Below are 12,629 nucleotides of genomic sequence, written 5' to 3'. Positions count from 1 at the left end.
GAACGTATTTGCCATGGACATTCAAATCAACCAGAAGCCGATCACGCTGCCCGAGGGTGCGACTGTCGCCGATGCGCTCGCCGCATTTGGCGCGCGTCCGCCGTTCGCCGTCGCGCTGAACGGCGATTTCGTGGCGCGCACCCAGCATGGCGCGCGCTCGCTCCAGGCGGGCGACCGCCTCGACGTCGTGAGCCCCGTGGCCGGCGGCTGAGCCTCGCTCGCCCAAGCCACCGGTCGCGCGCATCGCATATACGGCGAGCGCTTTCACGACACCGCCAAGGATTCCAACCCATGACCACCACTTCTACCGCCGACGCGCTCACGCTCTACGGCGAAACCTTCGCGAGCCGCGTGCTGCTCGGCACGTCGCGCTATCCGTCGCTGCAGTCGCTCGCCGACTCGATGGCCGCCGCGCGCCCCGGCATGATCACCGTCGCGCTGCGCCGCCAGATGAACGAGGGCACCGCCGAGGCCGGCTTCTTCGACCTGCTCAAGGGTCACGGCGTGCCGCTCCTGCCGAACACGGCCGGCTGCCTCACCGTCAACGAGGCGGTGACGACGGCGCACATGGCGCGCGAAGTCTTCGAAACCGACTGGATCAAGCTCGAACTGATCGGCGACGACTACACGCTGCAGCCCGACCCGGTCGGCCTGATCGAGGCCGCGTCGCGTCTCGTGAAGGACGGCTTCAAGGTGCTGCCGTATTGCACCGAGGATCTCGTGATCGGCCGGCGTCTGCTCGACGCGGGTTGCGAGGCGCTGATGCCATGGGGCGCGCCGATCGGCACCGGCAAGGGCGTGATCAACCCCTACGGCTTGCGCGTGCTGCGCGAGCGCTTGCCCGATGTGCCGCTCATCGTCGACGCGGGCCTGGGCGTGCCTTCGCACGCGTGCCAGGTGATGGAGTGGGGCTTCGACGGCGTGCTGCTCAACACGGCCGTATCGCAGGCCACGCACCCCGAGGCGATGGCGCGCGCGTTCGCGCTGGGCGTGGAGGCGGGGCGCGCCGCGTTTCTCGCCGGACCGATGGCCGAGCGCGAAGCGGCGGTCGCGAGCACGCCCGTCGTCGGCATGCCTTTCTGGCACCAGGATGGAGACAAGCGATGACTGAGACGCTGCGACTGCAGGACCGCGAACTGTTCTGGCCGCCCGCCGACGAGCTCACCGAAACGGCCGAGCGCATCCGCGCGCGCCTGGGCGACTGGCAGCCCACGCACGCGCCGTGGCGCATCTGTCTCACGCCGCCCGACGCGCCCAATGGCGGCGATCTGATCGTCGTGACCGACGCGGCGCCGCATCTCGCCAACATCGCACGCTGGATGACCGACGGCGCGGGCGTGATCGAAGCCGCGGGCGAAAACCCGAAGGCGGCGCGCGCCACGCTGCATCTGGGCGGCGAGCGTTACGCGCTCGAAGGCGAACTGGCGGAGGACTGGATCCCGGCGCTGGCGGCCTTCCTCGACTGCGGCTTCGATCCGCACGACGCGCTCGTGCTCGCGCTCGCCTGGCGCGACGGCGACGAGCAGCAGGCCGACGCCTGGCCCGTCGACATCAAGCGTTTTCCGCGCGTGCTGGGCCTGCCCGCCGCGCCCGCGCAGCCGTTTGCGCCGTGTCCCGCAAAGCTTGGCTTGTATCCGGTACTGCCCACGGCCGACTGGGTCGAGCGCGTGCTCGACTACGGCGTGAAGACGGTGCAGCTGCGCAGCAAGCAGCCGAAGTCTGCAGCGCTCGCGAGCGAAATCGAGCGCTGCGTCGCGGCGGGGCGCAAGCACGACGCGCAGCTTTTCATCAACGATCACTGGCAGGAGGCCGTCGCGGCCGGCGCTTATGGCGTGCACCTCGGCCAGGAAGATCTGCGCGAAGCCGACCTCGGCGCGATCGCGGCGGCTGGCGTGCGTCTCGGCCTCTCGACGCACGGCTACTTCGAAATGCTCACGGCGCTTCATTTCCGTCCGAGCTACCTTGCGTGCGGCGCCGTCTTCGCCACCACGACCAAGGCCATGCCCACGGCCCCCCAGGGCCTCGCGCGCCTCGCCCGCTACGTGAAGCTGCTGGACGGCGTCGTGCCGATGGTGGCGATCGGCGGCATCGACGGCAATGTGCTGCCCGAAGTGCTCGCCACGGGCGCCGGCAGCGCGGCGGTAGTGCGCGCCGTGACCGAGGCGGCCGACCCGGCTGCCGCGGTTGCTGCATTGCGCAACGCGTTTACGCAATAATGGTCCGCCCTGGCATCGGGCTGCGCCTCGTGCGCGACCCGGGGCCGAGGGGGCCGCAACCCGCAGCAGCGGGCGATTGCGGCTTACATCAACGGGACTAGGGGCGTCACGGCAGGTTTTCCACGATGGCCCTATAATCCCGCCTTCGTGTAAATGGACTGTCAGACCACGTGCCCTCAACCTCTGAGACCCTACTGGAGCTGCGCGACGTCGACTTCGGCTACGGCGACCGGCTCGTCCTGTCCGGCCTGAACATGCGCTTCCCGCGCGGTCGGGTAGTGGCAGTGATGGGCGGTTCCGGTGGCGGAAAAACGACAGTGCTGCGTCTGATCGGCGGCCTCGTTCGCGCCCAGCGCGGCCAGGTGCTGTTCGGCGGCCAGGACGTCGGCGCGCAATCGCGCGACGGCCTCTACGCCCTGCGCCGCAAGATGGGCATGCTCTTCCAGTTCGGCGCGCTCTTCACCGACATGTCGGTGTTCGAGAACGTCGCGTTCGCCCTGCGCGAGCACACCGACCTGCCTGAAGAGCTGATCCGCGACCTCGTGCTCATGAAGCTCAACGCCGTCGGCCTGCGTGGCGCGCGCGACCTGGCGCCTTCGGAAATCTCCGGCGGCATGGCGCGTCGCGTGGCGCTTGCGCGCGCCATCGCGCTCGATCCCGAACTCATGATGTACGACGAGCCGTTCGCGGGTCTCGACCCGATTTCGCTCGGCATCACCGCGAACCTCATCCGCACGCTCAACGACGCGCTCGGCGCAACCTCGATCCTCGTCACGCACGACGTGCCCGAGTCGTTCGCGATCGCCGACTACGTGTATTTCATGGCCAACGGCCAGGTGCAGGCACAGGGCACGCCGGCCGAGCTGCGCGCCTCGACCGACCCGATCGTGCGCCAGTTCATCGACGGCGCGCCGGACGGCCCGTTCCGGTTCCATTACCCGTCGAACTTGCCGCTCGAAGCGGACTTCGGCATTGGCGGAGGCCGCTCATGATCGGCGCCATCAGTTCGATCGGGCGCACCGTGCTCGAAACGATCGCGCGCGCGGGGCATGCCACGCGCTTTTTCGTGCGGCTCGTCCTCGAATTCTTCCCGCTGCTGCGCCGGCCGCGTCTTGTCACGAAGCAGATCCACTTCGTCGGCAATTATTCGCTCTTGATCATTGCCGTGTCGGGCCTGTTCGTGGGCTTCGTGCTCGGGCTGCAGGGCTATTACACGCTCAACCGCTACGGCTCCGAGCAGGCGCTCGGGCTGCTGGTCGCGCTTTCGCTCGTGCGTGAGCTCGGGCCCGTCGTCACCGCGCTGCTGTTCGCGGGCCGCGCGGGCACGTCGCTCACGGCCGAGATCGGCCTCATGAAGGCGGGCGAGCAGCTCACGGCCATGGAGATGATGGCGGTGGACCCCGTGCGCGTGGTGGTCGCGCCGCGCATGTGGGCGGGCGTGATCGCCATGCCGATCCTCGCGGCCATCTTCAGCGCGGTCGGCATTCTGGGCGGCTACGTGGTGGGCGTGGTGCTGATCGGCGTGGACGCCGGCGCGTTCTGGTCGCAAATGCAGGGCGGCGTGGACGTCTGGACCGACGTGGGCAACGGCGTGGTGAAAAGCATCGTGTTCGGCTTTGCCGTGACGTTCACCGCGCTCTATCAGGGCTATGAGGCGAAGCCCACGCCCGAGGGCGTGTCGCGCGCGACCACCAAGACGGTCGTGTACGCGTCGCTCGCGGTGCTCGGCCTCGACTTCCTGCTCACCGCGCTGATGTTCAGCTAAAGACGCCGGGCAGCGACCCGGCGGCGCGGCGCGCATGTGAGCGACGCCGCAACGGATTCTCATTGGGATGACGATGAAAAAGAATGCTCTCGACTTCTGGGTCGGCCTGTTTGTGGTGCTGGGCTTTATCGCGCTGCTGTTTCTCGCGCTGAAGGCCGGCAACATGAGTTCGCTGTCGTTCCAGTCCACCTACCCGGTGAAGCTCAAGTTCGACAATATCGGCGGCCTGAAGCCGCGCGCGCCGGTGAAGAGCGCGGGCGTGACCGTGGGCCGGGTGGCCTCGATCGGCTTCGACTCCAACACGTATCAGGCGCTGGTGACGATCAACCTCGACCAGCAGTACCAGTTTCCGAAGGACACGTCGGCGAAGATCCTGACGTCCGGTCTGCTCGGCGAGCAGTACATCGGCCTCGAGCCGGGCGGCGATTCGGAAATGCTCAAGGCTGGCGACACGATTTCGATGACGCAGTCCGCCATCGTGCTCGAGAACCTGATCGGCCAGTTCCTCTATAGCAAGGCGGCCGATTCGGGCGCCGCGAAGCCGTCCAGCGGCGCGAGCACGGATGCGGCGCCTGCTGCGGCACCCGCGCCCGCACCGGCCCCGGCGCCTGCACCGGCTGCTTCGGCGGCACCGGCGGCTTCGGCGGCCCAATAAGAAGGAGAAAAAGAGAATGACGACCATACGCATGCGCGCCATCACGCTTGGCGTCGCAGCGCTTGCACTCGGGGGATGTTCGACGGTGCAGACGCCGTCGAAGGAAGATCCATGGGAAGGGTTCAACCGCACGGTGTACACGTTCAACGACAAGGTTGACACGTACGCGCTCAAGCCGGTTGCGCAGGGCTACGTGAAGGTGACGCCACAGCCCGTGCGCGACAGCGTGACGAACTTCTTCGCGAACATCGGCGACGTGTACAACGCCGCGAACAACTTCTTGCAGCTGAAGATCACCGATGGTGTCGAGGACATCATGCGGATCGTGATCAACACGGTCTTCGGCCTGGGCGGCCTGTTCGACGTCGCGACGCTCGCGAAGCTGCCCAAGCACAACCAGGACTTCGGTCTCACGCTCGGCCACTATGGCGTGCCGCCCGGCCCGTACCTCGTGCTGCCCCTGTTCGGTCCGAGCACGGTGCGTGACGGCGTGGGCCTCGTGCCCAACTACTTCATCAATCCGCTCACCTATGTGGATCCGGCCGCGCTGTCGTGGGGCCTTTACGGCCTGAACGTGGTGAGCACGCGCGCCAACCTGCTTGGCGCGAGCGACCTGCTCGAAGGCGCGGCGATCGACAAGTACTCGTTCATCCGCAACGCCTATCTGCAGCGCCGTCGCTACCTGCTGTCGGATGGCCGTGCGTCGTCTGACAGTAACCTGCCGGATTACGGCGATGGCGCGCCGCTGCCGAAGTACGACGACACCGACGAAGGCGCGGCTGCCGGTGCGTCGGCTCCCGCTTCGGGTGCGGCTGCCGGTGCAGCGGCTCCCGCTTCGGGCACTGCGCCTGCGGCCACGCCGAATGGGGCCAGCACAGTGCCCGCAACCCCCGGCGCAATGACCGCTCCGGCCACGCTGGAAGGCCCGGCTGGCGCCGCGGCGCCGGCGGGCGCCTCGGAAACCACGGTGCCGGGCGACCAGATGATCCCGCCCGCGCGCATCGGCTTCCCGAGCATGCTGCGTCTGCGCTGAGCGCTGCGCTCCGGCGTGGTGAAACGCCTCGCCGGAGCGTTCGTCTGACCTATACGTCTGACGTAACAAGCAGAAACGCTTGTCGCACTTTGCTGGCAGTTTTTGACATAGCGGGATAGATCTCGCGTGATATCGTTGGCTCCAACGGGGCGATGTCCCCCAACTAGCAGGACTCGATATGAAAAAATTCTTTCTGTACCCGTTTTTCGCCATGTTTCTTTCGTTTGCCGGCGGCGCGTTCGCCCAGACGGTAGACAGCAGCAATCCCGACGCGATGGTCCAGACGGTCACGCAGCAGGTCATGAGCCAGATCAAGGGTGACAAGTCCATCCAGTCCGGCGACATCAGCAAGATCACGCAGCTCGTGAACGAAAAGATCCTGCCGTACACCGACTTCCGCCGCACCACGCAGCTCGCAATGGGCCGCAACTGGCGCACGGCTACGCCGGAGCAGCAACAACAGGTCATCGAGCAGTTCAAGACGCTGCTGATCCGCACGTACTCGGGCGCGCTCGCCCAGGTGCGCGACCAGCAGATCCAGTACAAGCCGTTCCGCGCGAACCCGGACGACACCGACGTCGTGGTCCGTTCGACGGTCATGAACGGTGGCCAGCCGATCGAGCTCGACTACCGTCTCTACAAGACGCCGCAAGGCTGGCGCGTGTATGACATCAACGTGCTTGGCGCGTGGCTCATCCAGGCGTACCAGCAGCAGTTCCAGGAAAAGATCCAGCAAGGCGGCGTGGACGGCCTGATCCAGTTCCTCACGCAGCGTAACGAGCAACTCGCATCGGGTAAGGCGACCTCGTGAGCGAGCGCTTCGCTACCGGCGCCAACCTGACCCACGAGAGCGCAAAGGCCGCGCTCTCGGCCGGGTTCGCGCAGATCTCGGCGGGCGCAACCGCCGTCGACTGCGCGGCGCTCACCCAGTTCGATTCGTCGGCGCTCGCCGTGCTGATCGCATGGCAGCGTGCCGCGCGTGAGCGCGGCGCTCCCCTCGCTGTGCTCAATATGCCCCCCGCGCTCGCCTCTCTCGCGCGCGCCTACGGCGTCGATACGCTTCTCAACGAGCGACATTGACCCGCGTCGCCTGGCCGGACGCTAGCGTTCGAGCGGTATCACGCCGCACTGCCGGGCCGACGCCGTTCCCCTCCAGGGCCAGGCCGCGCTTTCCGACTTGGCCTATAATCAACCGTTTTTTGGGCGCTGCCTCTGCGCAAAAAGCACCGCTTGGTATGTACTAAGCGTGCACTGAGACAGCAAAGCCGGCCTCATAAGCCGTCCCCAATTCCGGTCCTCCCCGCAGCATTGATGCACTCTTGAGCCGCGCCGTTCGCAAACGGGCGGCGTATTAGTCATGCCAGCCATAGAAATCCGTAACGTCAAGAAGCGCTACAAGTCGCTTCAGGCGCTCAAGGGCGTCAGCTTCACGGTCGAAGACGGCGAGTTCTTCGGGCTGCTCGGCCCGAACGGCGCGGGCAAGACGACGCTCATCAGCATTCTTGCCGGCCTAGCGCGCGCGGACGAGGGCTCGATCGCCGTACGCGGCCACGATGTCGTCGCCGACTACCGCAACGCGCGCCGCAACCTCGGCGTCGTGCCGCAGGAACTGGTGTTCGATCCGTTCTTTACCGTCCGCGAGACACTGCGCATCCAGTCCGGCTACTTCGGCCTGCGCAACAACGACGCGTGGATCGACGAAGTCATGGCCAATCTCGATCTCACCGAGAAAGCCGACGTGAACATGCGCGCGCTGTCCGGCGGCATGAAGCGCCGCGTGCTCGTGGCGCAGGCGCTCGTGCACCGGCCGCCCGTGATCGTGCTCGACGAACCCACCGCCGGCGTGGACGTGGAACTGCGCCAGACGCTCTGGAAGTTCATCGCGCGCCTGAACCGCGAAGGGCACACCATCGTGCTCACCACGCACTATCTCGAAGAAGCCGAGCAGTTGTGCGACCGCATCGCCATGCTCCGGCGCGGCGAGATGGTCGCGCTGGAGCGCACGAGCGCGCTGCTGCAGCGCTTCGCGGGCACGCAGCTGTTCCTGCGCTTCTCGGAAGGCGCGCTGCCGAGCGATCTGCGCGCGCTCGAAGTCGATCCTTCCAACGCCAGCCCGCACCAGCATCTGCTGCGCCTTGCGAGCTACGACGACGTGGAGCGCATCCTGGCCAGGTGCCGCGCGAACGGCTGCAAGCTCGAGGAAGTGGAAGTGCGCAAGGCCGATCTGGAGGATGTCTTCGTGCAGGTGATGAACGGTCCTGAAGTGGTCGAGGGTCTCGCATGAGCGGTTTTCGTACGCTGTTCTACAAGGAAGTGCTGCGTTTCTGGAAGGTCGCCTTCCAGACCGTGCTTGCGCCCGTCATTACCGCGCTGCTCTATCTCACGATCTTCGGCCATGCGCTGCGCGGCCACGTCGAGGTGTATCCTGGCGTGGAGTACACGAGCTTCCTGATTCCCGGCCTCGTGATGATGAGTGTGTTGCAGAACGCCTTTGCGAATAGCTCGTCGTCGTTGATCCAGTCGAAGATCACGGGCAATCTCGTATTCGTGCTGTTGCCGCCGCTCGCTGCATGGGAGATGTTCGGTGCTTACGTGCTCGCTTCGATCGTGCGCGGCCTCGCCGTTGGCGCGGGCGTGTTCGTCGTGACGATCTGGTTCATTCCGATGAGCTTCGCCGCGCCGTTCTACATCCTCGCGTTCGCGGTGCTCGGCTCGGCGATCCTCGGCACGCTCGGCCTGATCGCCGGGATCTGGGCGGAGAAGTTCGACCAGCTCGCGGCGTTTCAGAACTTTCTCATCATGCCGCTCACGTTTCTTTCGGGCGTGTTTTATTCGACGCATACGCTGCCGCCCCTGTGGCGCGAAGTGTCGCGGCTCAATCCGTTCTTTTACATGATCGATGGCTTCCGCTTTGGGTTCTTCGGCCTGTCCGACATCAACCCGCTCGTGAGCCTTTCGATCGTTTTCGTGTTTTTCGTGGCGCTGGCCACGCTCGCCATGCGTTTGCTCGCGAGCGGGTACAAGCTGCGTCACTAAGCAGGAGCCATACTCATGTTGCCGACTCCGGAACAGATCAAGCAGTACATCTCGGCTGGGCTCGCGTGCGAGCACCTCGAAGTCGAAGGCGATGGCCAGCACTTCTTCGCGACGATCGTCTCCTCAGCATTCGACGGCAAGCGCTTGATCCAGCGCCATCAGCTCGTCTACGCGGCGCTCGGCGACCGCATGCGCGAGGAAATCCACGCGCTCAGCATGAAGACGCTCACGCCCGCCGAATGGCAGAACGCATAATCTGGAATCTCAGTGCGAATCACCCAGGACAAAGACGCCGCCGCGAGCGGCGCAGCTCAACATCAAGCGACCCCGCAAGCCGGCCGCACCGATCAGGAAACCTCAGGCATGGATAAACTCGTCATCGTCGGCGGGCAGAAGCTCGCAGGGGAAGTGGCTGTTTCCGGTGCAAAGAATGCGGCGCTGCCCATTCTCTGCGCAGGCCTTCTGAGCGCGGAACCCGTTCATCTCGACAACGTGCCCGACCTTCAGGACGTGCGCACCACGCTCAAGCTGCTTGGCCAGATGGGCGTGCGCACCGAGCAGCATGGCGCGCGCGTGCAGCTCGACGCCTCGAAGGTGAACAATCTCGTCGCGCCGTATGAGCTCGTGAAGACCATGCGCGCGTCGATCCTCGTGCTCGGGCCGCTCGTCGCGCGCTTTGGCGAGGCGAAGGTGTCGCTGCCGGGCGGCTGCGCGATCGGCGCGCGCCCCGTGGACCAGCACATCAAGGGCCTGCAGGCAATGGGCGCCGAGATCAACATCGAGCACGGCTTCATCGAGGCGCGCGCGAAGCGCCTGAAGGGCGCGCGCATCGTCACCGACATGATCACGGTCACCGGCACGGAAAACCTGCTGATGGCCGCCGTGCTCGCCGAGGGCGAAACGGTGATCGAGAACGCCGCGCGCGAGCCCGAAGTGGGCGACCTCGCGCACCTGCTCGTGGCGATGGGCGCCAAGATCGAAGGCATCGGCACGGACCGCCTCGTGATCCAGGGCGTGGACAAGCTCCACGGCGCGCACCACACCGTCATTCCGGACCGTATCGAAGCGGGCACGTTCCTGTGCGCGGTCGCGGCCGCGGGCGGCGACGTCACGCTGCGCCACGTGCGTCCGCACATCCTCGACGCCGTCACCGACAAGCTACGCGAAGCCGGCGTGACGATCGAAGAGGGCGACGACTGGATGCGCGTGCGCATGCACGAGCGCGCGCGCGCCGTGAACGTGCGCACCTCCGAATACCCGGCGTTCCCGACCGACATGCAGGCGCAGTTCATGGCGCTCAACACGATCGCGGACGGCACCTCGCAAGTGGTCGAAAACATCTTCGAAAACCGCTTCATGCACGTGCAGGAACTGAATCGCCTGGGCGCCCACATCACGATCGACGGCAAGACGGCGCTCGTCGCCGGTGTCGAGAAGCTCTCGGGCGCGAAGGTGATGGCAACCGACCTGCGCGCATCGGCCAGCCTCGTGATCGCGGGTCTTTGCGCTGACGGCGAAACGCTGATCGACCGCATCTATCACCTCGACCGCGGCTACGACCGCATGGAAGAGAAGCTCACGAAGATCGGCGCGAACGTGAAGCGGATCAAGGGGAGCGCGCAATGAGCACGGTCGAGTCCAAGCCCACGCCGGCGGCCGCGGCCAGCGCGCCGCTCACGCTTGCGCTCTCGAAAGGCCGCATCTTCGAAGAGACGATGCCGCTTCTCGCCGCAGCCGGCGTGCATGTGACTGAAGACCCGGAAACCTCGCGCAAGCTCATCCTGCCGACCACCGACCCGAACCTGCGCGTGATCATCGTGCGCGCGACCGACGTGCCCACCTACGTGGAGTACGGCGCGGCCGACTTCGGCGTGGCGGGCAAGGACGTGCTCAACGAGCACGGCGGCGGCGGCCTGTATCAGCCGATCGATCTCGACATCGCGCGCTGCCGTCTTTCGGTGGCCGTGAAGGGCGGTTTCGACTACGCGAATGCGGTGCGCCAGGGCGCGCGCCTGCGCGTGGCGACCAAGTACACGGAAGCCGCGCGCCAGCACTTTGCAGCCAAGGGCGTGCACGTCGACCTCATCAAGCTGTACGGCTCGATGGAACTCGCGCCGCTCGTGGGTCTCGCCGACGCGATCGTCGACCTCGTCAGCACGGGCGGCACGCTGCGCGCGAACAATCTGGTCGAGGTCGAGGAGATCATGGAGATCTCGTCGCGCCTCGTCGTGAATCAGGCGGCGCTCAAGCTCAAGCGCGCCGCGCTGCGGCCGATCATCGACGCGTTCGAACGCGCGTCGCGCGGCACGCAGGCGAGCTGACAGATCAGGAGCAAAGGGCAGGCGCAATGACGCGCCGCCTCGCGCGCAGTGCGCCTCAAACGGCGCGGCGCGCACAAACGTAACGGATGGATACCAGCATGGCTATCACGATGCGCAAACTCGATTCCAGCGCCGAAGGCTTCAAAAAGGCGCTGCACGCGGTGCTCGCCTTCGAGGCGAGCGAGGACGAGGCCATCGAGCGCTCCGTCGCGCAGATTCTCGCCGATGTGAAGGCGCGCGGCGACGCCGCCGTGCTCGACTACACCAACCGCTTCGACCGCCTGGCCGCCCCGAGCGTCGCGGCGCTCGAACTGCCGTTCAGCGAACTCGAAGCGGCGCTGGAGAGCCTCGAGCCCAAGCAGCGCGCGGCGCTCGAAGCGGCGGCGGCGCGCGTGCGCGGCTACCACGAGAAGCAGCGCATCGAATGCGGTTCGCATAGCTGGCAATACACCGAATCCGACGGCACGGTGCTCGGCCAGAAGGTCACGCCGCTCGACCGCGTGGGCCTTTATGTGCCCGGCGGCAAGGCCGCGTATCCGTCGTCCGTGCTGATGAACGCGATTCCCGCGCGGGTCGCGGGCGTGCGCGAAATCATCATGGTCGTGCCCACGCCGGACGGCGTGAAGAACCCGCTCGTGCTGGCGGCGGCGCTGCTCGGCGGCGTCGATCGCGTGTTCACGATCGGCGGTGCGCAGGCCGTGGCGGCGCTCGCGTACGGCACGGATACGATCCCGGCCGTCGACAAGATTTGCGGCCCGGGCAACGCCTATGTCGCTTCGGCCAAGCGCCGCGTGTTCGGCACGGTCGGCATCGACATGATCGCGGGCCCCTCGGAAATTCTCGTGATTTGCGACGGCACGACCGATCCGCGCTGGGTGGCTATGGACCTGTTCTCGCAGGCCGAGCACGACGAGCTCGCGCAGTCCATCCTGCTGTGCCCGGACCAAGGCTTCATCAAGCGCGTGGAAGACGCCATCGACGAGATGCTGCCCGCCATGCCGCGCGCCGAAGTCATCGCCACGTCGCTCACGAACCGCGGCGCGCTCGTGAAGGTGCGCGACATGGCCGAGGCCTGCGCCATCGCCAACGAGATCGCGCCGGAGCACCTCGAAATTTCGGCGCTGGAGCCGCAGAAGTGGGGCGCCGAAATCCGCCACGCGGGCGCGATCTTCCTTGGCCGCTACACGAGCGAAAGCCTCGGCGACTACTGCGCGGGGCCGAATCACGTGTTGCCTACGTCTCGTACCGCACGTTTCTCGTCGCCGCTTGGCGTCTATGATTTCATCAAGCGTTCGAGCCTCATCGAGGTGAGCGCGGAAGGCGCGCAAACGCTCGGCGAGATCGCGGCCGAGCTGGCTTACGGCGAAGGCCTGCAGGCCCACGCGCGCAGCGCCGAATTCCGCATGAAGCAGGTGTAAGGCACGCCTCGCAACCGGCAGAAGCCGGTTGAACGAGCCGCCGCGCAGCATGGAGACGCCGCGCGGGACGCAGCAGTTGGCCTTCAGTTTGACCCACGCGCAGCAGAGACCACGACGATAACCAGGGCAGCCGGCTTGCCGAGCTGCCCGTGCCGGCGGCCCCGCTTTTCGCGAGCCGCCTTTCG

The 12,629-nt window shown here is 66.5% G+C and carries 15 protein-coding genes; all 15 read left to right on the top strand.

Annotated features, from left to right (window positions below; all coding sequences use genetic code 11):
• Window positions 1-13 precede the first annotated feature (13 nt).
• The gene (gene thiS, locus E1N52_RS28695) at window positions 14-211 is read left to right on the top strand and encodes a sulfur carrier protein ThiS (protein ID WP_133186246.1); all 198 of its coding nucleotides are present in this window, start codon (window positions 14-16) and stop codon (window positions 209-211) included.
• An 80-nt stretch (window positions 212-291) separates the two neighbouring features.
• Window positions 292-1,107, top strand: coding sequence for a thiazole synthase (locus tag E1N52_RS28690; protein WP_133186244.1), 816 nt, complete (start codon window positions 292-294; stop codon window positions 1,105-1,107).
• The gene (gene thiE / locus E1N52_RS28685; protein WP_133186242.1) at window positions 1,104-2,216 is read left to right on the top strand and encodes a thiamine phosphate synthase; all 1,113 of its coding nucleotides are present in this window, start codon (window positions 1,104-1,106) and stop codon (window positions 2,214-2,216) included. Before E1N52_RS28690 ends, thiE begins: the two co-directional genes overlap by 4 nt.
• Before the next feature lie 170 nt (window positions 2,217-2,386).
• Window positions 2,387-3,208, top strand: a complete 822-nt coding sequence (locus E1N52_RS28680; protein WP_133186240.1) for an ABC transporter ATP-binding protein — start codon at window positions 2,387-2,389, stop codon at window positions 3,206-3,208.
• Complete coding sequence (gene mlaE / locus E1N52_RS28675) at window positions 3,205-3,981, top strand: lipid asymmetry maintenance ABC transporter permease subunit MlaE (RefSeq protein ID WP_133186238.1); 777 nt, start codon at window positions 3,205-3,207, stop codon at window positions 3,979-3,981. Before E1N52_RS28680 ends, mlaE begins: the two co-directional genes overlap by 4 nt.
• 67 nt (window positions 3,982-4,048) lie before the next feature.
• The gene (gene mlaD, locus E1N52_RS28670; RefSeq protein ID WP_205965677.1) at window positions 4,049-4,636 is read left to right on the top strand and encodes an outer membrane lipid asymmetry maintenance protein MlaD; all 588 of its coding nucleotides are present in this window, start codon (window positions 4,049-4,051) and stop codon (window positions 4,634-4,636) included.
• Window positions 4,637-4,652: 16 nt separating this feature from the next.
• Window positions 4,653-5,669: an MlaA family lipoprotein gene (locus tag E1N52_RS28665; protein WP_133186234.1), complete on the top strand. Its 1,017-nt coding sequence runs from the start codon at window positions 4,653-4,655 to the stop codon at window positions 5,667-5,669.
• 178 nt (window positions 5,670-5,847) lie between these two features.
• Window positions 5,848-6,480, top strand: coding sequence for an MlaC/ttg2D family ABC transporter substrate-binding protein (locus E1N52_RS28660; RefSeq protein WP_133186232.1), 633 nt, complete (start codon window positions 5,848-5,850; stop codon window positions 6,478-6,480).
• Window positions 6,477-6,749 carry an STAS domain-containing protein gene (locus tag E1N52_RS28655; protein WP_133186230.1) on the top strand — a complete coding sequence of 91 codons (273 nt, stop codon included), beginning with the start codon at window positions 6,477-6,479 and terminating at the stop codon, window positions 6,747-6,749. The genes E1N52_RS28660 and E1N52_RS28655 overlap by 4 nt, the downstream gene beginning before the upstream one ends.
• 277 nt (window positions 6,750-7,026) lie before the next feature.
• Complete coding sequence (locus E1N52_RS28650) at window positions 7,027-7,953, top strand: ABC transporter ATP-binding protein (protein ID WP_133186228.1); 927 nt, start codon at window positions 7,027-7,029, stop codon at window positions 7,951-7,953.
• A complete protein-coding gene (locus E1N52_RS28645) occupies window positions 7,950-8,705 on the top strand; it encodes an ABC transporter permease (protein WP_042269663.1) in 756 nt (251 codons plus the stop codon). The genes E1N52_RS28650 and E1N52_RS28645 overlap by 4 nt, the downstream gene beginning before the upstream one ends.
• A gap of 15 nt (window positions 8,706-8,720) precedes the next feature.
• Window positions 8,721-8,960 carry a BolA family protein gene (locus E1N52_RS28640; protein WP_028206568.1) on the top strand — a complete coding sequence of 80 codons (240 nt, stop codon included), beginning with the start codon at window positions 8,721-8,723 and terminating at the stop codon, window positions 8,958-8,960.
• A 108-nt stretch (window positions 8,961-9,068) separates the two neighbouring features.
• Window positions 9,069-10,331 carry a UDP-N-acetylglucosamine 1-carboxyvinyltransferase gene (gene murA / locus E1N52_RS28635; RefSeq protein WP_133186226.1) on the top strand — a complete coding sequence of 421 codons (1,263 nt, stop codon included), beginning with the start codon at window positions 9,069-9,071 and terminating at the stop codon, window positions 10,329-10,331.
• Complete coding sequence (hisG, locus tag E1N52_RS28630; protein WP_133186224.1) at window positions 10,328-11,026, top strand: ATP phosphoribosyltransferase; 699 nt, start codon at window positions 10,328-10,330, stop codon at window positions 11,024-11,026. The genes murA and hisG overlap by 4 nt, the downstream gene beginning before the upstream one ends.
• A gap of 98 nt (window positions 11,027-11,124) precedes the next feature.
• The gene (gene hisD, locus E1N52_RS28625; RefSeq protein WP_133186222.1) at window positions 11,125-12,444 is read left to right on the top strand and encodes a histidinol dehydrogenase; all 1,320 of its coding nucleotides are present in this window, start codon (window positions 11,125-11,127) and stop codon (window positions 12,442-12,444) included.
• Window positions 12,445-12,629: the final 185 nt, after the last annotated feature.

Origin of the sequence: Paraburkholderia guartelaensis, from assembly GCF_004353905.1 — a bacterium.
GTDB lineage: Bacteria > Pseudomonadota > Gammaproteobacteria > Burkholderiales > Burkholderiaceae > Paraburkholderia > Paraburkholderia guartelaensis.
The sequence above is the reverse complement of the archived record's forward strand: the minus strand, read 5'-3'. Positions and strand labels throughout refer to the sequence as shown.

What these genes read in the sequence shown, in the direction of transcription:
- thiE (WP_133186242.1), top strand. Translation starts at nt 1,104, where the DNA reads ATGACTGAGACGCTGCGACTGCAGGACCGCGAACTGTTCTGGCCGCCC.
- mlaE (WP_133186238.1), top strand. Translation starts at nt 3,205, where the DNA reads ATGATCGGCGCCATCAGTTCGATCGGGCGCACCGTGCTCGAAACGATC.
- E1N52_RS28660 (WP_133186232.1), top strand. Translation starts at nt 5,848, where the DNA reads ATGAAAAAATTCTTTCTGTACCCGTTTTTCGCCATGTTTCTTTCGTTT.
- murA (WP_133186226.1), top strand. Translation starts at nt 9,069, where the DNA reads ATGGATAAACTCGTCATCGTCGGCGGGCAGAAGCTCGCAGGGGAAGTG.
- hisG (WP_133186224.1), top strand. Translation starts at nt 10,328, where the DNA reads ATGAGCACGGTCGAGTCCAAGCCCACGCCGGCGGCCGCGGCCAGCGCG.
- E1N52_RS28640 (WP_028206568.1), top strand. Translation starts at nt 8,721, where the DNA reads ATGTTGCCGACTCCGGAACAGATCAAGCAGTACATCTCGGCTGGGCTC.
- E1N52_RS28650 (WP_133186228.1), top strand. Translation starts at nt 7,027, where the DNA reads ATGCCAGCCATAGAAATCCGTAACGTCAAGAAGCGCTACAAGTCGCTT.
- E1N52_RS28665 (WP_133186234.1), top strand. Translation starts at nt 4,653, where the DNA reads ATGACGACCATACGCATGCGCGCCATCACGCTTGGCGTCGCAGCGCTT.
- hisD (WP_133186222.1), top strand. Translation starts at nt 11,125, where the DNA reads ATGGCTATCACGATGCGCAAACTCGATTCCAGCGCCGAAGGCTTCAAA.
- E1N52_RS28690 (WP_133186244.1), top strand. Translation starts at nt 292, where the DNA reads ATGACCACCACTTCTACCGCCGACGCGCTCACGCTCTACGGCGAAACC.
- thiS (WP_133186246.1), top strand. Translation starts at nt 14, where the DNA reads ATGGACATTCAAATCAACCAGAAGCCGATCACGCTGCCCGAGGGTGCG.
- mlaD (WP_205965677.1), top strand. Translation starts at nt 4,049, where the DNA reads ATGACGATGAAAAAGAATGCTCTCGACTTCTGGGTCGGCCTGTTTGTG.
- E1N52_RS28645 (WP_042269663.1), top strand. Translation starts at nt 7,950, where the DNA reads ATGAGCGGTTTTCGTACGCTGTTCTACAAGGAAGTGCTGCGTTTCTGG.